Here is a 19,332-nt window from a genome sequence, read left to right as displayed (position 1 = left end):
TGGAGGGGTGGGGCTCGGCCCCCGACCGGCGACGCCCAGGGCCGCCGGGGGACCGGCCCCGGCCGTGGTGAGGCGCGGCCGGAAGGAGAAGCGTCATGATGGAAGTGAAGGCGCTCGATAAGCCGGACGAGCGGCGTGATTTCCCCCGGGGGCATCTGGAGGCCGTCCATTTGACGGGGCTCGATTTCGCGGTAGCGACCTTCGAACCAGGATGGCGCTGGTCCGAGTCGCTCGCGTCGCTGGCGGGCACCGACACCTGCCAGATCCACCACAACGGGTACGTGGTCCAGGGGCGTATGCACATCACCATGGACGAGGGCGGCGAGAGCGAACTGGGCCCGGGCGACGTCTTCGTGGTGTCGCCCGGCCATGACGCGTGGGTCGTGGGCGACGAACAGTGCGTGGTGTACGACTTCGCCGGGGCGATGGCCAAGGACTACGCGAAGGCGCAGTAGGACGGCGCCGGATACGGCTAGACCGGGAGGAGCCTGCTCACCAGGGCGCCGAGTTGGTGGGCGTTTCGGCACTCGTGCATCGCGATCGACCCGGCGTACTCGGGGGCGGCCGAGTCGCCCGTGCCCCACAGGGAACGGGGCTCCGGGTTCAACCAGTGGGCGTGACGGGCCTGTTCGGCGATCCGCCGGATCGCCGGCAGGTTCGGGTCGCTCATGTTCGTGCGCGCGTCGCCGAGCACGAACACCGTGGTGCGCGGGCCGACCGCCGCACCGTACCGCTCGGTGAACTCGCCCAGAGCCACGCCGTAGTCGCTGCTGCCGTGATATCCCGTCAGGTTCGCCTCCGCCCGGATGCGGGCGCCGAGGCCCTCCGGGTCGGCCGCGCCGTGTTCGAGGAGGCCGGTCACCTCGTCGATCCGGTTGACGAAGGCGAACACCCGCACCTTGCCGAACTGGTCGTGCAGCGCCTGTACCAGCAGCATCGTGAAGTCGGAGAAGCCGGACACCGACCCCGACACATCGCACAGCAGCACCAGTTCGGGGCGGGCCGGACGCCGCCGGCGCAGCACGGGCCGCATCGGCACCCCGCCCGTCGAGAGCGAGCCGCGCAGGGTCCGCCGCAGGTCGATGGTGCCCCGGGCGGCCCGGCGGCGCCGCGCGGCCATACGCGTCGCCAACCTGCGGGCCAACGGCTGTACCGTCCGCCGCAGTTCGGCCAGCCGGTCCTTGCCCGCGTACAGGAAGTCGACCCGGTCGGCGGTCGGCGCCACAGCCCGCCGGGCGATCTCGTCCCGCCCCCGCCGCTCCGCCACCCGGCGCCGCGCCTCCCCGGCCACCAGTGCGCGGAAGGCCTCGATGCGGCGCCGGATCTCGTCCTCGAGGAGCCGGTCGGTGAACCCGACGTCACCGCCCCGGGCCCGGACGTCGTCCCGTACCCGCGCCAACAGCGTCTGCGGACGCAGGCGTTCCAGCGTCTGGTGCGACGACCAGCCGTCAGCGCCCGGTGAACTCCCGTACCCGCCCAGCCCGTCGACGGCCTCGATCGCCAACCGCGCCAGCATCGTCTCGTCGTCGGCGGCGAGTGCGGCGGCCAGCCGGTCACGCAGATCGTCACGGTCGCCGGGCTCGCCCTGGGGCGGGCCGACGCCGCGCGGGAAGTACAGGTCGAAGACGGTGTCGAACACCCGCCGCTGGTCCGTCGAGTGCAGCAGCGTCGCGGCCAGCCCCTCGCGCAGCAGTCCGCGGTCCGCGAAGCCCAGTGCCGCCGCGGCCTCGGCGGCGTCCACCGACTCGCCGGTGCCGACGCGCAGACCGTGCGCGCGCAGCGCGGCGACGAAGCCGACCAGGCGGTCGGCGACCTCGGCGCTCACACGGCGTCCAGGTCGAGCTTCGCACCGGCCTTGAGGATGTCGTCCTGGTGCTTGAGGATCACGCCCAGGCTGTCGCGTACGACGCTCTCGTCGAGGGTGGTGGCGCCGAGCGCGAGCAGGGTGCGCGCCCAGTCGATGGTCTCGGCGACGGAGGGCGCCTTGCGCAGGTCCATCGCGCGCAGCGCGCCGATCACCCGGACCACCGACTCGGCCAGCGCCGCTTCGACGCCCGGCACCTTCAGCCGGACGATCCGCCGCTCCAGCTCCTCCTCCGGGAAGTCGATGTGGAGGAACAGACAGCGGCGGCGCAGCGCCTCCGACAGCTCACGGCTCGCGTTGGAGGTGAGCACCACGAACGGGCGGCGCGTGGCGGTGATCGTGCCGAGTTCCGGGACGGTCACCTGGAAGTCGCTGAGCACTTCGAGGAGCAGTCCCTCCACCTCGACGTCGGCCTTGTCGGTCTCGTCGATCAGCAGGACGGTCGGCTCGTCGCCGCGGATGGCGGTCAGCAGCGGCCGGGGGAGAAGGAACTCCTCGCTGAAGATGTCCGTGCGGGTCTCGTCCCAGGTCTCGTCCCGGCCCGCGCTGATACGCAGCAGCTGCTTGGCGTGGTTCCACTCGTACAGCGCCCGGGACTCGTCGACGCCCTCGTAGCACTGGAGCCGCACCAGCCGCGCCCCCGCCACCCGGGCCACGGCCTTGGCGAGTTCCGTCTTGCCGACGCCGGCCGGGCCCTCCACGAGCAGTGGCTTGCCGAGCCGGTCGGCGAGGAAGACGGTCGTGGCGACGGCGGGGGAGGCCAGGTAGCCGCTCTCGGCGAGCCGGGCGCAGACATCGTCGACGGACGTGAACAACGGGGCCTCCGTGCGGATCGGTCGCGGTCTCGGCGAGTGGTCGATCACCTATCTAAGCGCTTGTTCACCCCCGTGTCATCAGCGGCCGGAGGTGTTGTCGGTGGCGGGCGGTACGTTGCGATCATGGGTGTGTATCTGGTGAGCGTCACCGCGCAGGACTGGTCGGAGCCCGGCGAGGACGGGTACGGGGACGTCGCGGCCGCGCTGAACACGGAGTTGGGGCGGCGCGGGCTGCCCCCGTACGAGCCGCGAAAGGCGGTGCGGGAGGCGCCGGGCTGGTTCGAGGAGAAGGTCAGCCCCTCCATGGACGGCTTCGACGGGCTGTGCCGGGCGCGGCTGACCCCCGAGGAGCGGCACACCCTCCTCGACTGGACGGTGCTGGTGCCGTTCGCGCTGGACGACGGCGTCCTGCTGCCCGTCGGCTCCGCGTACACGGACGAGACCCTGGTCGTCGGAGCGCCGCACGTCCTCGCGCTCGCCGAGCGGCTCGCCGCGGCCCTCGGCCTGCCGCTGGACCTGATGCCGGCGACCTTCGGCAACCTCGAACTGACCTTCTGGTTCCTTGAAGGCGAGGCGGAGAGGGCCGCCGCCACCCGGCCGGGCCCCTGGGCCGACGACCTGGCCACGGCCTTCTACACGGCGCTCTATCTGCGCGCGGCCCGGTATTCGCTACGGCACGGCTGCCCGATGACCTACTGCTGAGTTCACCGGAACGCGGCCGCGTTGCGCCGTGCCCAGTCCTCGAAGGTGTGCGGCGCGCGGCCCAGGACGCGTTCCACGTCCGGGCTGACGAGCCGTTCGGCGGGCGTCGGTTCGCCGAGGATGGACAGGGTGGTCTCGACGACCGGTTCCGGCATGAACGCCAGCATCTGCTCGCGCGCCTCCTCCCGCGTCTGCTCGACGAACCGGACCGGCTCCCCGATCGCCCTGCCGATGGCCTCCGCCCGCCCGCGGGGAGTCGTGGGGGCGGGCCCGGTCAACTCGTGGACCCGGCCGTGGTGTCCGTCCTGCCGCAGGGCCACCGCGGCGACCTCGGCGATGTCGGCCGGGTCGACGGTGGGCAGCGCGACGTCGCCGAAGGGGGCCGCGACGGTGCGGTGGGTACGGACCGGCTCCGCCCAGGCGTAGGCGTTGGAATGGAAGCCGCCCGGCCGCAGGATCGTCCACTCCAGGCCGGACTCCCGGACGGCGTCCTCGATCGCGCCCGCCAGGGCGCCGTGCGACTCCGACTCCGGCCGGGTCGCCACCCCTTGGGAGGACAGCAGGACCACCCGGCCGACCCCGGCGGACTTGGCCACGTCGAGGAGGTCCCGCGGCCTGAGCAGGTGGAGGCCGGCGCCGCCGTTCTGGAGGAACAGCGCCTCGGCCCCTTCGAGCACCGGCCGCAGGCTCTCCGCGTCGGTGAGGTCCGACCGCACCGTCCGTACGGCGTCCGGGACTTCGCTCGCCGAGATGTGCCGGGACGTGGCGGTCACCCGCTCGCCCGCAGCCGCCAGCGAACGCACCAGTTCCCGGCCGACGTTCCCGGTCGCCCCCGTCACCACGATCATGGGTAACTCCTTGTTCGGAATGGGTTGTTGACGTTTCGGAACGACGCTAACACCGCCGGTATAGTAGGTACCCAGAGGAAAGTGACTTCCCCGAGGGGTACGCATGACCGGTGACCCGAACGATCCCGAACTCGCCTGCCCCATCGCCCCCGTGGTGGACATCGTCTTCAGCCGCTGGACCACACCGATCCTGTGGACGCTGCACGCGCGGGGCCGTCAGCGGTTCGGCGAGCTGGAACGCGCGATCACGAACATCACGCCCAAGGTGCTGACCCAGCGACTGCGCCAGTTGGAGCGCGACGGCCTGGTGGTGCGCACCTACCACCCGGAGGTGCCGCCGCGCGTCGAGTACGAGATCAGCGAACTCGGCCTCAGCCTGGCCCCGCTCTTCGCCCACCTCGCGGACTGGGCCACCGGGAACCTGCCCAAGGTGGCGCAGGCCCGGGAGGGGTACGACCGCAGAGCATGAGCCGACCCGGGGATCCTCGCGATCTCCGGGCCGGGCACTCGGGAGCGTTCAGCCGACCAGGATCACCTCCAGGGTGCGCGGGCCGTGCACCCCTTCCACCCGGTCCAGCTCGATGTCACTGGTCGCCGAAGGACCGGAGATCCACGTCAACGGGCGCGCCGGATCGAGCCGTTCGAGAGCCTGCGGCACGGACGACACCACCTGCCCGGGGACGCGCACCACACAGATGTGGTGGTCCGGGACCAGGGTGATACGGCGCCGCCCCTGGTCGGGACCGCCGTCCAGCACGATCGTCCCGGTCTCGGCGACCGCCACCGCGCACGCCGTGACCACGCTGTCCACCCGGTCGAGTTCGTGCGCGTCGCTCTCCGCCCGGTCCGCCACCCGGGCGGTGTCCGCCTCCGCCAGCCACGCCTCGTCGAGCCCGGGCGGCACGAGCACGGTCGCCGCCTTCCGCTCCGCGAGCAACCGGGCCAGCACGGACGGGAGTTCGGCCGCGCCACACCGGTGCACGACGGCCCGGTAGTCCGCCAGGTTCTCCGCCAGCAGCTCGACCGTCTCCTCGGTGGACCGGGCGCCGTGCTCGCGCAGATAGTCGCGCGCGACGGCTTCCCCGTACGAAGGGTCGTCCTGCGGCACATCGGCCAGCGCGCGCCGCACCCGGCCCAGAATCCGCTCCCTGCTGCTCACTTCGCCGTCCCCTCGCTGGTCCCGCCGTTCGTACGCTGCCACCAGTCGCGGAACGGCTCCGCGGGCACCGGCGGCAGATCCCGCGTAGCGCTCCACGCCTTGCCGGGGCCGGGCAGCGTACGAGGATGCAGCCGACGTGTCCGGGACGCCACCCGCTGCCCGGCGCGCAGGGCGCCGGGCCGGCCGAACGCCCAGCGCGCCGCCCGCATCGCGGCCCGCTCGGCGGCATGGCCCTTGGCCGGCTTCAGCACCACCTTGTTGCCCTCCCGCGTCACCGGCCCGCCCTGGACGACCCGTTCCCGCAGGTGCACCAGTACCTCCGGGATGTCGATGGCCACCGGGCACACCTCGTAGCAGGCCCCGCACAGCGACGAGGCGTACGGCAGTGAGGCGTCGATCTCGCTCCCGGTGCCCCGGAGCTGGGGACTGAGGATCGCGCCGATCGGGCCGGGGTACACCGAGCCGTAGGCGTGGCCGCCGGCCCGCTCGTACACCGGGCACACGTTCAGACACGCGGAGCAGCGGATGCAGCGCAGCGCCTGCCGGCCGACCTCGTCGGCGAGCGTGTCGGTGCGGCCGTTGTCCAGCAGCACCAGATGGAAGGTGCGGGGGCCGTCGCCGTCCGTCGTGCCCGTCCAGGTCGACGTGTACGGGTTCATGCGCTCGGCCGTCGAGGAACGGGGGAGCGTCTGCAGGAAGACCTCCAGGTCCCGCCAGGTCGGCACGATCTTCTCGATGCCGACGACGGAGATCAGCGTCTCGGGGAGGGTCAGGCACATCCGCCCGTTGCCCTCGGACTCGACGACCACCAGGGTGCCGGTCTCGGCGACCATGAAGTTGGCGCCGGAGACGCCGACCTTGGCGCGCAGGAACTTCTCGCGCAGGTGCAGACGGGCCGCGTCGGCGAGTTCGGCGGGGGTGTCGGTCAGGCCCTCGGGCGCGGGGCGGCCCCACTCGCTCATCTCACGGGTGAAGATGTCCCGGATCTCACCCCGGTTGCGGTGGATCGCGGGGACCAGGATGTGCGACGGCCGGTCCTTGCCCAACTGCACGATCAGCTCGGCGAGGTCGGTCTCGTAGGCGCGGATGCCCTCCGCCTCCAGCGCCTCGTTGAGCCCGATCTCCTGCGTGGCCATGGACTTGACCTTGACGACCTCCGACTCGCCGGTCTCCTTGACCAGGTCGGCCACGATCCGGTTGGCCTCGTCCGCGTCGGCGGCCCAGTGGACGATGCCGCCCGCCGCCGTCACCGACTCCTCCAACTGCACCAGATACCGGTCGAGATGACGCAGCGTGTGGTCCTTGATCCGCTTGCCCGCCTCCCGCAGCTCCGCCCAGTCGGACACCTCGGCCACGGCGTTCGCCCGTTTGGCCCGGATGGTGTGGGTGGCGTGCCGCAGATTGGCGCGCAGGGTCCGGTTGCCGACCGCCTCGTGCGCGGCCTTCGGGAAGGCCGGCATTCCCACGAACGTTCCGCTCATACGGCCGGTTCCCCCTCCGTGCTCGCCAGGATCTCCGCGATGTGCACGGGCCGCATGCCGGTCTCCAGCCGGGTCATGGTCCCGCCGATGTGCATCAGGCAGGAGTTGTCCGCCGCGCACAGCACCTCGGCGCCCGTCGACTCGGCGTTGCGCACCTTGTCGGCGCCCATCGCCGCCGAGACGTCGGCGTTCTTCAGCGCGAAGGTCCCGCCGAAGCCGCAGCACTCGTCGGCCCCCGGCAGCTCCACCAGCTCCAGTCCCCTGACGGCCTGGAGCAGCCGCCGGGGCCGCTCCCCGAGACCCAGTCCCCGTAGCCCGTGACAGGTCGGGTGATAGGTCACCGTGTGCGGGTAGTAGGCGCCGACGTCCGTCACCCCGAGCACGTCCACCAGGAACTCGGTGAGCTCGTACGTCTTCGGGACCACCGGCGCCAGGGTGGCGGCCAGGGTGTCCCCGCGCCCCTCGGCCCGGGCCCGCTCGCCCATCCGCGGATACAGCTCCCGCACCATCGCCCCGCACGACCCGGAGGGCGTCACGATCGCCTCGTACTCCCCGAAGACATCGGAGAAGTGCCGGGCGAGCGGCTCGGCCTCATGGCGGTAGCCGGTGTTGTAGTGGGCCTGGCCGCAGCAGGTCTGGGCCATCGGGAAGTCGACCTCGACGCCCAGCCTGGTCAGGAGTTTTACGACGGCGCGGCCGGTCTCGGGATAGAGCGTGTCGTTGACACAGGTCAGGAACAGTGCGACACGCATCGCGGCTCCTTGCGGGTAGGTCATCGGATGAGTGCAGAGTAGCCCTGTGCAGGGGCCCCGGGGGAGGCCCCGGCTCACCGCGTGGCGAGCCGGGCCTCCGCCTCGCGCCACCGCTCGGCGTCGCCCTGCGGCTCGTAGCGGGTCAGGGGCTGCGTACGGGCGAGCAGCCGGCGCATGTCGGCGCGGTCGCCGACCAGTCCGTGCACCCGTGCCTGGACGAGCACGTTGCCGAGGGCCGCGGCCTCCGTCGGACCGGCCACCACCGGCAGCCCGCAGGCGTCGGCGGTGAGCTGGCACAGCAGCGCGTTACGCGTGCCGCCCCCGACGACGTGCACGACGTCCACGGGATGGTCGGCGAGCCGCTGCGCCTCGTCGACGGCCCGCCGGTGGGCCAGGGCGAGCGAGTCGAGGATGCACCGCGTGATCTCCGCGGGCGTGCCGGGCACCGGCTGCCCGGTCGCGCGGCACGCCTCGGCGATCCGCTCCGGCATCCGCCCGGGCGCCAGGAAGGCGGCGTCCCCGGCGTCCACGACCGAGCGCAGCGCGGGCACGGCGGCCGCTTCCCGCAGGAGTCCGCCCAGGTCCGGGTCGCCCCAGGCGCGCTGGCACTCCTGGAGGAGCCACAGTCCCATGATGTTGCGCAGGTAGCGGACCGTGCCGTCCAGCCCGAGCTCGTTGGTGAAGTTGGCGGTCCGGCTCTCCTCGGTGAGCACGGGCTCCGTCAGCTCCAGGCCGGCCAGCGACCAGGTGCCGGTGCAGATGTAGGCGAACCGTTCCCCGGTCGCCGGGACCGCGGCCACGGCGGAGGCGGTGTCGTGCGAGCCGACCGTGGTCACCGGCACCGGCCCGGTCAGCCCCGTCTCCTGAAGCACTTCCGCCCGCAGCAGCCCCGCGGGGTCGCCGGGCCGCCGCAGCGGCGCGAACAGCTCCAGGTCGATACCGAGCCGGTCGGCGACGTCGTACGACCAGTCGCCGGTCGCGGGATCGATCAGCTGGGTGGTGGAGGCGTTGGTGAGCTCGGTGCCCTGCTCACCCGTCAGCCAGTACGCCAGCAGGTCGGGGATGAGCAACAGACGGCGGGCGTGGGCCAGTTGCCGGGTCCCGCTCGCCGCCGCCAGCTGGTAGAGGGTGTTGAAGGGCGCGTACTGGAGGCCGGTGGCCGCGTAGAGCTCGGCCGGGGGCACGGTCGCCCACACCTTCTCGGCGACTCCCTCGGTACGGGCGTCCCGGTAGTGCACCGGGTTGCCGAGCAGGGTCCCGTCGGCGTCGAGCAGGCCGTAGTCCACGGCCCAGCTGTCGATGCCGACCGAGTCCACCTGGCCGGCCGCCCGCAGGCCCTGGAGAACTCCCGCGTAGAGGGACAGCACATCCCAGCGCAGTCCCTCGGGGACCCGGACCGGCCGGTTGGGGAAGCGGTGCGCCTCCGCCAGCTCCAGCGAGTCCGGGCCCACCCGGCCGACCATGACGCGCCCGCTGGACGCGCCGAGGTCGACCGCCGCGTACGACCGCACGGCCGTCACCGGAGGAACGCGGCCGCCACACCCGCGTCGACGGGGACGTGCAGTCCGGTGGTGTGGGTGAGTTCGCCGCCGGTGAGCGCGAACACCGCGTTCGCGACGTGGTCCGGCAGCACCTCACGCTTGAGGATGGTCCGCTGGGCGTAGAACTCGCCGAGCTTCTCCTCGTCGATGCCGTAGGTCGCGGCCCGCTGCGCGCCCCAGCCGCCCGCGAAGATGCCCGACCCGCGCACCACGCCGTCCGGGTTGACGCCGTTGACGCGGATGCCGTGCTCGCCCAGCTCGGCGGCCAGCAGGCGCACCTGGTGGGCCTGGTCGGCCTTGGTGGCGGAGTAGGCGATGTTGTTCGGGCCGGCGAAGACGGCGTTCTTCGACGCGATGTAGACGATGTCGCCGCCCAGCTCCTGGGCGATCATCACCCGCGCCGCCTCGCGCGAGACGAGGAAGGACCCGCGCGCCATGATGTCGTGCTGGAGGTCCCAGTCGCGTGCCGACGTCTCCAGCAGCGGCTTGGAGATGGAGATCCCGGCGTTGTTGACGACGAGGTCGACGCCGCCGAAGGCGAGCACGGCGTCCCGGAAGGCACCGGCGATCTGCTCCTCGGAGGTCACGTCCACGGTGACGGCGACCGCCTTGTCGGGCCCGCCGAGCTCTTCCGCCACGGCGGCCGCGTTCCCGGCGTCGAGGTCGGCGATCACGACACACGCGCCCTCGGCCGCCAGCCGGTGCGCGATGGCCTTGCCGATCCCGCTGCCGGCTCCCGTGACCAGGGCCACCCGGGTGGCCAGCGGCTTCGGCGCGGGCATCCGCTGGAGCTTGGCCTCCTCCAGGGCCCAGTACTCGATGCGGAACTTCTCCGACTCCTCGATCGGCGCGTACGAGGACACCGCCTCCGCGCCACGCATCACGTTGATCGCGTTGACGTAGAACTCGCCGGCCACGCGCGCGGTCTGCTTGTCCTTGCCGAAGGAGAACATGCCCACCCCCGGGACCAGCACGATCGCCGGGTCGGCGCCGCGCATGGCGGGCGAGTCGGCGTCGGCGTGCCGTCGGTAGTAGGCGGCGTACTCCTCGCGGTACCCGGCGTGCAGCTCCTTGAGCCGCGCGATCGCGTCCTCCACCGTGACGGTGGGCGGCAGGTCCAGGACCAGCGGCCGCACCTTGGTCCGCAGGAAGTGGTCGGGGCAGGAGGTGCCGAGAGCGGCGAGCCGCGGGTGCTCGGCCCGGGCCACGAAGTCGAGTACGGCGTCGGAGTCGGTGAAGTGCCCGACCTGGGGGCGGTCCTGGGAGGCGATGGCCCGCACGTAGGGCGCGAGCGCGGCGGCCCGCTCCCGGCGCTCGTCCTCGGGCAGCGCCGCGAAGCCGTCGAGCACCGGCCCGAACGGATCGGCCTTCCCCTTCTCCGCGAGGAAGGCCTCGGCGGTCCGGATGATGTGCAGCGAGTTGCGCTCGCACTCCTCGGAGGTGTCGCCCCAGGCGGTGATCCCGTGCCCGCCGAGGACGACACCGATCGCCTGCGGGTTCGCCGCCTTGATGGCGGCGATGTCCAGCCCCAGCTGGAAGCCGGGCCGTCGCCAGGGCACCCACGCGACGGTGTCGCCGAAGCACTCGGCCGTCAGCTTCTCGCCGTCGGCGGCGCAGGCCAGCGCGATCCCGGAGTCGGGGTGCAGGTGATCGACGTGTGCGGCGTCGACGAGGCCGTGCATGGCGGTGTCGATCGAGGGCGCCGCCCCGCCCTTGCCGTGCAGGCAGTAGTCGAACGCGGCGACCATCTCGTCCTCGCGCTCGACGCCCGGGTAGACGTCGACGAGCCCCCGCAGCCGGTCCAACCGCAGCACGGCGAGCCCGGCCCCGGTCAGGGTGCCCAGGTCCCCACCGGACCCCTTCACCCACATCAGCTCGACGTCCCCGCCGGTCACGGGGTCGGTGTCGGTGCCCTTGGCGGAGGTGTTGCCGCCGGCGTAGTTGGTGTTACGGGGATCGGCGCCGAGCCGATGGGACCGACCGAGGAGGGCGGCGGCTTCGGGGTGCGATGCCATGACTGTCATTTCCTAACTTCTTGGACACGGGTGAGGGGAGCGCCCCCGAGGGGCGCGGGGAACTGCGCGGCCGGCCACATCAGGCCCGCAGTCCGCGAACCGTCGGAACTCGGCAGACGCTCACGCCCCCCAGCCGGCCTGCTCCCCACCGACCCGCGAGGCGACGATCTTCTCGGCGTAACCGGACGCCCGGTACGCGGCCATGGGGTCGGGGTCCAGCCCCGTCTCCTCCCGCACCTCCCGCAGCAGCGGACGCACGTCCGTGTTGTACGCGTCCATCACCACCGCGTTCGCCTCCAGCACGTCGCCGGACGCCTGCGCGGCGGCCAGCGCCGACCGGTCGACCAGCAGCGCCTTCGCGGTGGCCTCCTGCACGTTCATCACGGACCGGATGATCGCCGGGATCTTCGCCTCGATGTTGTGGCACTGGTCGAGCATGAACGCCACATCGGACGTGAACCCGCCGCCGCGCACGACCTCGTACATGATCCGGAACAGCTGGAACGGGTCGGCGGCGCCCACCATGAGGTCGTCGTCCGCGTAGAACCGCGAGTTGAAGTCGAACCCGCCGAGCTTCCCCTCGCGCAGCAGGGTGGCGACGATGAACTCGATGTTGGTGCCGGGCGCGTGGTGCCCGGTGTCCACCACGACCTGTGCCTTCGGCCCGAGCTTCAGGCAGTGCGCGTACGCCGTGCCCCAGTCCGGTACGTCCGTGGAGTAGAAGGCGGGCTCGAAGAACTTGTACTCCAGCAGCATCCGCTGCCCGTCCCCGAGCCGCTCGTACACCGCGGAGAGGCCCTCGGCGAGCCGGTCCTGCCGCTCCCGGAGGTCGTCCTGGCCGGGATAGTTCGTGCCGTCGGCGAACCACAGCTTCAGATCGGCGGAGCCGGTCGCGTCCATGATGTCGACGCATTCGAGCAGATGATCGAGAGCCTTGCGCCGCACCGCCGCGTCCGGGTGGCAGATGCTGCCCAGCTTGTAGGCGTCGTCCTGGAAGGTGTTGGAGTTGATCGCCCCCAGCTTCACCCCGCGATCCTCGGCATGTTTCGCAAGTGCGGAGTAGTCCTCCACCTTGTCCCACGGGATGTGCAGGGCCACGGTCGGGGCGGCGCCGGTGAAGCGATGCACCTGCGCCGCGTCGTCCAGCTTCTCCTGCGGGGTGCGCGGGACGCCCTCCTGGGCGAACACCTTGAAACGGGTGCCTGAGTTCCCGTACGCCCACGACGGCGTCTCGACGGCCTGGGTCTTCAGCGCGGCCTTCACCGCGGCGAGGTCGGTCACTTCGGGCTCCTGTGACATCGGTCCGGAACAACTCCCGGATGAAACGATTCAGAACGGGAAGCTATGAGGCTGCGGGAAGAGTGTCAAGCCCTCCGGCCTGCTTCGTTCTCCGTGACCGCCGCGTGACCTTCGGCTATCGAAAACTTTTCGAGACGTACCCATTGACGTGACATGGCCCGGATGCCTAACGTCCCGGCAATCCAGTTGAAACCTTTCACGACGCCGTGAGGGCACGTCCCGGGCGTCGTCGAGGAGCCATCCATGACCTACCCGTCCGACGCGGGACCGGCCCCGGTGCTGGCGTTGAAGGACGTAACCAAGTCCTTCGGTGCCGTTCGCGCCCTGCGGGGCGTCTCCCTGGAGCTGTTCCCCGGCGAGGTGCACGCCCTCGCCGGCGAGAACGGCGCGGGCAAGTCCACGCTCATCAAGGCCCTCGCGGGAGTGCACCGACCCGACGCGGGCCGGGTGCTGCTCGACGGTGAGCCCGTCACCTTCCACGGTCCCGGCGACGCCCGCGACGCCGGCATCGCCGTGATCTACCAGGAGCCCACGCTCTTCCCCGACCTGTCGATCGCCGAGAACATCTTCATGGGCCGTCAGCCCCGGCGGGCCCTCGGCCGCATCGACCACAAGGCCACCCACGCGGCCACCGCCGCCCTGATGCGGCGCCTCGGCGTCGAGCTCGACCCCGACCGTCCGGCGCGCGGCCTGTCCATCGCGGACCAGCAGATCGTCGAGATCGCCAAGGCGCTCTCCTTCGACGCCCGGGTCCTGATCATGGACGAGCCGACCGCCGCTCTCACCGGCAGCGAGGTCGCCCGGCTGTTCGGCGTCGTGCGCACCCTGCGCGAGCAGGGCGCGGCGGTGCTGTTCATCTCGCACCGGCTGGAGGAGATCTTCGAGATCTGCCAGCGGGTGACCACCCTGCGCGACGGAGCCTGGATCGCCAGCGAGCCGCTGGCGGACATGACCGAGGACGACCTGGTCCGCCGGATGGTCGGCCGCGACCTCGACGAGCTCTACCCCAAGCAGGACGTGACGCCGGGCGAGGTCGCCCTCAGCGTCCGTCGGCTGACCCGCGAGGGTGTCTTCACCGACGTCTCCTTCGAGGTCAGGCGCGGCGAGATCGTCGGCCTCGCCGGACTCGTCGGCGCCGGCCGTACGGAGGTCGCCCGGGCGGTCTTCGGCATCGACCGCTGGGACGCCGGGGAGGTCGCCGTGGACGGCCGCACGCTGACCAACGGCGCCCCCTCCACCGCGATGGCGGCCGGCCTCGCGCTGGTCCCCGAGGACCGGCGGGCCCAGGGCCTCGTGATGGACATGTCCATCGAGCGCAACATCGGCCTGACCGGCCTGCGCACGACCGTGAAGGCCGGCCTGATGGACCGCGGCGCCGAGCGCAGCCGCTCCCTCGACTGGGCGGTCAAGCTCCAGGTGAAGTACGCCCGGATCGCCGACACCGTCAACACACTGTCCGGCGGGAACCAGCAGAAGGTCGTCCTCGCCAAGTGGCTGGCCACCGGCCCCAAGGTGCTCATCGTCGACGAGCCGACCCGTGGCATCGACGTCGGCACCAAGGCCGAAGTGCACCGGCTGCTCAGCGAGTTGGCCGCCGACGGGGTCGCCGTCCTGATGATCTCCTCCGACCTGCCCGAGATCCTCGGCATGGCCGACCGCGTGCTGGTGATGCACGAGGGCCGGCTCGCCGCCGAGATCCCCCGCACCGAAGCCACCGAGGAAACCGTGATGGCCGCAGCCACCGGGAGGGCAGCCGCATGACGGTGACCACCTCCCACGAGGCCCCCGTCGCCGAGGTGCCGAAGTCCAGCGGCACCCGGCTGGTCGACCGCGTCTTCAAGATGCGCGAACTCGCCATCCTGGTCGTCTTCCTGGTGATGATCGCCGTCACCCAGGCCGGAAACAGCGAGTTCCTGTCCGAGCAGGGCATCAAGGACCTGCTGCTGAACGCGACCATCCTGGTGCTGGTCGCCACCGGCCAGTCCCTGGTCGTCATCACCCGCAACGTCGATCTGTCGGTCGGCTCCACCCTGGGCATCAGCGCCTTCGCCGCCGGTACGTATCTGCAGGGCGGCGGCAACCCGGTGATCGCGATCGTGCTGGCGATCCTGCTGGGCATCGGCTTCGGGCTCCTCAACGGCCTGCTGGTCAGCCTCGGTCAGGTGCCCGCCCTGGTCGTCACCCTCGGCACGCTCTACATCATCCGCGGTATCGACTCCATCTGGGTCGGCTCCCGCCAGATCACCGCCGCCGACCTGCCCGACTCCTTCGTGGACTTCGGCTCCGGCGGTCTGTCCGCGGTGCCGTGGCTGGCGCTCATCGCGCTCGCCGTCCTCATCGCCACCGCGTACTACCTCAAGCACTTCGGCAGCGGCCGCGAGCTGTACGCGCTCGGCTCCAACCCGGAGGCCGCCCGGCTCGCCGGCATCCCGGTCCGCAAGCGGATCCTCGCCGCGTACACCTTCTGCGGCGGCCTCGCCGGCCTCGCGGGAGCGATGTACCTGGCCCGGTTCGGCAACGTCGACTCCGGGACCGGCAACGGCTACGAACTCACCGTCGTCAGCGCGGTCGTGGTCGGCGGCGTCGTGTTCACCGGCGGCTCCGGCAGCGTCTACGGCGCGGCCCTCGGCGCGCTGCTGCTCACCTCCATCAACAGCGTCCTGCCCGCGCTCGGCGTCAGCTCGGTCTGGGTGCTCGCCATCAACGGCGTGCTGCTCCTGCTGGCCATCGCGGTCGACCGGGTCGTCGCCCTGCGGGTGGCGTCCGCGCTGAAGAAGAAGTCGGCCGCGGCCAGGACCACCACCGCCCCCGAGAAGACCACCGTCAAGAAGGGAGACGCCGGCCATGCCTGAGTCGCTCACCCGCGCCGTCCGCTGGGACACGGTCGTCGGCGCCCTCCTGATCGTCCTGCTGCTGTTCTCGTTCTCCTTCGTGGACGGCTTCGGCAACGCCCTCAACCTGTCGTTCCTGATCGGCAACACCCTGCCCATCGCGCTCATCGCGCTGCCGATGACCCTGCTGGTCGTCTCCGGCGAGATCGACCTGTCCGTCGCCTCCACCGCCGGGCTGTCCGGCGCGGTGATGGGAGCCCTGTGGAACCAGGGCCTCACGATCGAGGCGATCATCCCGATCTGCCTGCTGCTCGGTGTGGTGTGCGGGCTGGTCAACGGCCTGCTCGTGACCCGCCTCGGGCTCCCGTCGCTCGCCGTCACCATCGGTACCATGGCCGCCTACCGGGGCATCGCGCAGATCGTGCTCGGCTCCGACGCGGTCACCGACTTCCCCACCCAGTACCTGGACTTCGCGGCCGGCCGGCTGGGGGACACCTTCCTCCCGCAGGCCCTCCTGCCCTTCGTCGTCCTGCTCGCGATCGCCGTGGTCGTCCTGCACGCCACTCCGTTCGGCCGCTCGCTGTTCGCGATCGGCGCCAGCGAGGAGGCCGCCCGGTTCGCCGGCATCCGGGTCAGGCGGCACAAGCTGATCCTGTTCACGGTGACCGGCCTGCTGGCCTCCCTCACCGGCATCTTCTGGGCCCTGCACTACGCCAGCGCCCGCTACGACAACGCCACCGGCCTGGAACTCTCCGTCATCGCGGCCGTCCTGCTCGGCGGAATCGACTTCGACGGCGGCAAGGGCACGCTCGGCGGCGCGATCGCGGGAGTCTTCCTGCTCGGCGCCGCGCAGAACGTGATGAGCCTCCAGGACGTCTCCGCACAGTCGCAGATCGTCGTCACCGGCGTCCTGCTCGTCGTCTCCGTGCTCGGCCCCCGGGTCGCACGGCAGATCTCCGTCGCACGGGCGGGCCGTAGAGCCACGGCCCCGACTCCGACGGCTTAACTCCGCCTCGCACACCTCGTAAAGGAACCCCGTGATGCGCAAGTCATCCCTCCGTCGTGCCTGTGCGGCCCTCGCCGCCGTCTCCTCCCTCGCGCTCGCCGCCACCGCCTGCGGCGGCACGACCAAGGAGGACGTGAAGAACGAGAGCACCGGCGCCGCCGCCTCGGCCGGCAAGGCCGACCCGAACGCGGCCACCAAGAAGGGCCTGACCGTCGGCTTCCTGCCCAAGCAGGTCAACAATCCCTACTTCACCAGCTCCGACAAGGGCGGCGAGGCGGCTCTGAAGGAGCTGGGCTCCAGCTACAAGGAGGTCGGCACCAACAGCGGCACCGACACCTCCGGTCAGGTCTCCTACGTCAACACGCTGACCCAGCAGCAGGTCGACGCGATTGCCGTGTCCGCCCAGGACCCGGGCGCCCTGTGCACCGCGCTCAAGCAGGCCATGAGCAACAAGATCAAGGTCGTCACCTACGACTCGGACACCAACCCCGAGTGCCGCAACGCCTTCGTCTCGCAGGCGTCCGCCGAGGACCTGGGCCGTACCGAGGTGCAGCTGCTCGCCGAACAGATCGGCTACAAGGGCGAGATCGCGATTCTGTCCGCCGCGCAGACCGCGACGAACCAGAACACCTGGATCGACTTCATGAAGGACGAGCTGAAGGACGCCAAGTACAAGGACATCAAGCTCGTCAAGGTCGCGTACGGCGACGACGACGCCCAGAAGTCCTTCCAGCAGACCCAGGGCCTGCTCCAGGAGTACCCGAACCTGAAGGGGATCATCTCCCCGACCACCGTCGGCATCAAGGCGGCCGCCCAGTACCTGTCGGGCTCCAAGTACAAGGGCAAGGTCAAGCTGACCGGCCTCGGTACCCCGAACGACATGCGCACCTACGTCAAGAACGGCACCGTCGACGCCTTCGAGCTGTGGGACCCCTCGAAGCTCGGCGCGCTGGCCGCCCAGACGGCGGTGGCGCTGGTCTCGGGCCAGATCACCGGCGCGGAGGGGGAGACCTTCAAGGCCGGCGGCACCACGTACACCATCGGCAAGGGCGGCGTGATCAGCCTCGGCAAGCCGACCGTGTTCGACGCCAAGAACATCGACCAGTTCAACTTCTAGTCGCCGGACACCTCAACCCCCCACGGAGGAGCGGTACTTCATGCAGCGCGTCTGTTTCCTGCTCAAGGTCCGACAGGACCGGCTCGCCGAGTACCGCGAACGCCATGCCGCCGTGTGGCCGGAGATGCTCGAAGCTCTCTCGGCCACCGGCTGGCACAACTACTCCCTGTTCCTGAGAGACGACGGCCTGCTCGTCGGCTATCTGGAGACCGAGGACTTCGCCGCCGCCCAGGCCGGCATGGAGGCCGCCGACGTCAACGCCCGTTGGCAGGCGGAGATGGCCCCGTTCTTCGAGTCGCTCGACGGAGCCCGGCCCGACGAGGCGATGAAGCCCCTCACCGAAGTGTTCCACCTCGCCTGACACCCCCGTCCCCTCCCCGCTGTTCCCGGCCCTCCCCGGCTGTTCCTCGCCGTTCCCCCTGCTTCCCGCTCTCGCAGACGATGGAGTCCCCCGAGATGAGACGACGCACCCTGCTGGCCGGCGCTCTCCTCAGTGCCGCGGCGTCCCCCGTCCTCGCCGCCGGCACCGCCCGCGCCGCCGACCCCGGCCCCTCGGTCACCAGGAAGGCCACCACCCAACTCGATGCCACGGCCGTGTTCTTCGTGTCCTACGACGGCCTGGTCAACAACAACTCGTTCCAGAAGAACGGCCTGTTGACCTACAAGGGCTACCAGTACGCCGCCTGGTACACCTCGACCAAGAACGCGGTCGTCGCCCGTCGCGTCCTCGGTGGCACCACCTGGTCCACCGTCACCCTCTCGCACCAGCTCAAGGCCAGCGACTCGCACAACGTCATCTCCATGGGCGTCTCGAAGGTCGACGGCCGTCTGCACCTCAACATGGACTCCCACAGCGACGGCTTCTTCTACGTGAAGTCGGCTGCCGGACTCCTGGACAACCCGGCGGCCACCTCCTGGACGTCGTCCGTCTTCGGCGCCGTCCAGACCACCCTGGACGGCCTCGCGCTCACCACCCAGTTCACCTACCCGCAGTTCATCGCCACCCCCGAGGGCAAACTCCAGCTCAGCTACCGGGTCGGCATCTCCGGCAACGGCCGCAACGCCCTCGCCGAGTACGACGGTTCGACCTGGACGAACCTCGGCGAGTGGTCCAGCTCGACCGGCACCTACACCAGCGAGCACGGCTCCTCGACCGTCCGCAACATGTACCTGCACGGCATGGACTACGACGTCAACGGCCGGCTGCACTCCTTCTTCACCTGGCGCGAGCAGAACGGCGCCGTGATGTGCTCCAGCGGCGGCATCACCAACCACGACACCGGCTACGTCTACTCCACCGACCGCGGCCGCACCTGGCTGAACAACGCGGGCACCGTCGTCGGCACCACGGGCGGCTCCGACAAGGTCGCCGTCACGGACGCCGGACTCGTCGTGGACGCGCTCAACCCGGACCACTCCCTGATGAACCAGGAGAGCCAGGCCACCGGCTCCACCGGCCTTCCGCACGCGATCATCAGCTACGTCCCCGGCCGCTTCGGCCAGTGCACCACCAACTACGTCAGCGACCGCACCGCCAACGGCCGCGCCTTCCATCTGCGCAAGAACTCCTCCGGGAGCTGGCAGAAGACGGAGATACCCGTCGTCCTCGGCTCCAGCCAGCGCACCAAGCTGGTCCTGGACAAGTACGACAACGCGTACGCGATCTTCCCCTTCGGCCGGATCGCCGGTGCTTCCAAGGCCTCCGGCTACACGGACTGGACCGTGCTCTTCGACGGCAGCGGCCTCAACGCCTTCGGCGAGGTCGTGATCGACGAACTGCGCGTCAAGGCCGACAACGTGCTGTCGTTCATGTATCAGGAGAAGTCGAGCGGGACGACCCCCTCGGCGCTCCACGTCGTCGACTTCGCACTGCCCGCATGACCCGAATCCGACCCGTATCCG

Annotated in this window: 18 protein-coding genes; 9 read left to right on the top strand and 9 right to left on the bottom strand. The window is 71.0% G+C overall.

The features are described from left to right. Nucleotides 1-95: 95 nt before the first annotated feature. Nucleotides 96-455 carry a cupin domain-containing protein gene (locus OHU34_RS05885; protein ID WP_142267387.1) on the top strand — a complete coding sequence of 120 codons (360 nt, stop codon included), beginning with the start codon at nt 96-98 and terminating at the stop codon, nt 453-455. A 17-nt stretch (nt 456-472) separates the two neighbouring features. Here OHU34_RS05885 and OHU34_RS05880 read toward each other — a convergent pair whose 3' ends face one another. Continuing rightward, nucleotides 473-1,825: a vWA domain-containing protein gene (locus tag OHU34_RS05880; protein ID WP_405765153.1), complete on the bottom strand. Its 1,353-nt coding sequence runs from the start codon at nt 1,823-1,825 to the stop codon at nt 473-475. Then, nucleotides 1,822-2,679, bottom strand: coding sequence for a MoxR family ATPase (locus OHU34_RS05875; RefSeq protein ID WP_230193983.1), 858 nt, complete (start codon nt 2,677-2,679; stop codon nt 1,822-1,824). Before OHU34_RS05875 ends, OHU34_RS05880 begins: the two co-directional genes overlap by 4 nt. 123 nt (nt 2,680-2,802) lie before the next feature. On the opposite strand from OHU34_RS05875, the gene OHU34_RS05870 reads away from it, so the two are divergent. Beyond that, nucleotides 2,803-3,381, top strand: a complete 579-nt coding sequence (locus OHU34_RS05870) for a hypothetical protein (protein ID WP_142267390.1) — start codon at nt 2,803-2,805, stop codon at nt 3,379-3,381. A 2-nt stretch (nt 3,382-3,383) separates the two neighbouring features. Here the strand turns inward: OHU34_RS05870 and OHU34_RS05865 are convergent, their stop codons facing one another. Then, nucleotides 3,384-4,229: an SDR family oxidoreductase gene (locus OHU34_RS05865; RefSeq protein WP_230193981.1), complete on the bottom strand. Its 846-nt coding sequence runs from the start codon at nt 4,227-4,229 to the stop codon at nt 3,384-3,386. Nucleotides 4,230-4,332: 103 nt separating this feature from the next. Between OHU34_RS05865 and OHU34_RS05860 the strand changes: the two genes are divergently transcribed. Further along, entirely contained in the window at nt 4,333-4,698 is a 366-nt protein-coding gene (locus OHU34_RS05860; RefSeq protein ID WP_142267392.1) for a helix-turn-helix domain-containing protein, read from the top strand. A 48-nt stretch (nt 4,699-4,746) separates the two neighbouring features. On the opposite strand, the gene OHU34_RS05855 is transcribed toward OHU34_RS05860, so the two are convergent. The 6 genes from OHU34_RS05855 to rhaI form a co-directional block, all read right to left on the bottom strand. After that, nucleotides 4,747-5,388, bottom strand: a complete 642-nt coding sequence (locus OHU34_RS05855; RefSeq protein WP_142267393.1) for an LUD domain-containing protein — start codon at nt 5,386-5,388, stop codon at nt 4,747-4,749. Beyond that, nucleotides 5,385-6,869 (bottom strand): LutB/LldF family L-lactate oxidation iron-sulfur protein, encoded by a 1,485-nt coding sequence (locus tag OHU34_RS05850; protein ID WP_142267394.1) that lies wholly within the window; start codon nt 6,867-6,869, stop codon nt 5,385-5,387. Before OHU34_RS05850 ends, OHU34_RS05855 begins: the two co-directional genes overlap by 4 nt. Further along, a complete protein-coding gene (locus tag OHU34_RS05845; protein ID WP_142267395.1) occupies nt 6,866-7,621 on the bottom strand; it encodes a (Fe-S)-binding protein in 756 nt (251 codons plus the stop codon). Before OHU34_RS05845 ends, OHU34_RS05850 begins: the two co-directional genes overlap by 4 nt. Before the next feature lie 74 nt (nt 7,622-7,695). Then, nucleotides 7,696-9,132, bottom strand: coding sequence for a rhamnulokinase family protein (locus OHU34_RS05840; RefSeq protein ID WP_142268199.1), 1,437 nt, complete (start codon nt 9,130-9,132; stop codon nt 7,696-7,698). Between the two features lie 5 nt (nt 9,133-9,137). After that, nucleotides 9,138-11,177 (bottom strand): bifunctional aldolase/short-chain dehydrogenase, encoded by a 2,040-nt coding sequence (locus OHU34_RS05835; protein ID WP_230194016.1) that lies wholly within the window; start codon nt 11,175-11,177, stop codon nt 9,138-9,140. Between the two features lie 120 nt (nt 11,178-11,297). Further along, complete coding sequence (rhaI, locus tag OHU34_RS05830) at nt 11,298-12,458, bottom strand: L-rhamnose isomerase (RefSeq protein WP_142267396.1); 1,161 nt, start codon at nt 12,456-12,458, stop codon at nt 11,298-11,300. A gap of 261 nt (nt 12,459-12,719) precedes the next feature. Here rhaI and OHU34_RS05825 point away from each other — a divergent pair, with 261 nt between their 5' ends. From OHU34_RS05825 to OHU34_RS05800, 6 genes are all read left to right on the top strand, one after another. Continuing rightward, nucleotides 12,720-14,237, top strand: coding sequence for a sugar ABC transporter ATP-binding protein (locus OHU34_RS05825; protein WP_020127635.1), 1,518 nt, complete (start codon nt 12,720-12,722; stop codon nt 14,235-14,237). Next, on the top strand, nt 14,234-15,328 hold the full coding sequence (locus tag OHU34_RS05820; RefSeq protein ID WP_142267397.1) for an ABC transporter permease: 1,095 nt from the start codon (nt 14,234-14,236) through the stop codon (nt 15,326-15,328). The genes OHU34_RS05825 and OHU34_RS05820 overlap by 4 nt, the downstream gene beginning before the upstream one ends. Further along, nucleotides 15,321-16,313: an ABC transporter permease gene (locus tag OHU34_RS05815; RefSeq protein WP_020127637.1), complete on the top strand. Its 993-nt coding sequence runs from the start codon at nt 15,321-15,323 to the stop codon at nt 16,311-16,313. The genes OHU34_RS05820 and OHU34_RS05815 overlap by 8 nt, the downstream gene beginning before the upstream one ends. 34 nt (nt 16,314-16,347) lie before the next feature. Then, on the top strand, nt 16,348-17,430 hold the full coding sequence (gene rhaS / locus OHU34_RS05810; RefSeq protein WP_142267398.1) for a rhamnose ABC transporter substrate-binding protein: 1,083 nt from the start codon (nt 16,348-16,350) through the stop codon (nt 17,428-17,430). A gap of 40 nt (nt 17,431-17,470) precedes the next feature. Further along, nucleotides 17,471-17,791 carry an L-rhamnose mutarotase gene (locus tag OHU34_RS05805; protein ID WP_020127639.1) on the top strand — a complete coding sequence of 107 codons (321 nt, stop codon included), beginning with the start codon at nt 17,471-17,473 and terminating at the stop codon, nt 17,789-17,791. Nucleotides 17,792-17,886: 95 nt separating this feature from the next. Then, nucleotides 17,887-19,311, top strand: a complete 1,425-nt coding sequence (locus OHU34_RS05800) for a BNR repeat-containing protein (RefSeq protein WP_142267399.1) — start codon at nt 17,887-17,889, stop codon at nt 19,309-19,311. The last annotated feature ends 21 nt before the right edge of the window (nt 19,312-19,332 follow it).

Origin of the sequence: Streptomyces sp. NBC_00080 (assembly GCF_045041255.1) — a bacterium.
GTDB classification, from domain to species: Bacteria; Actinomycetota; Actinomycetes; order Streptomycetales; family Streptomycetaceae; genus Streptomyces; species Streptomyces coriariae.
The sequence above is the reverse complement of the archived record's forward strand: the minus strand, read 5'-3'. Positions and strand labels throughout refer to the sequence as shown.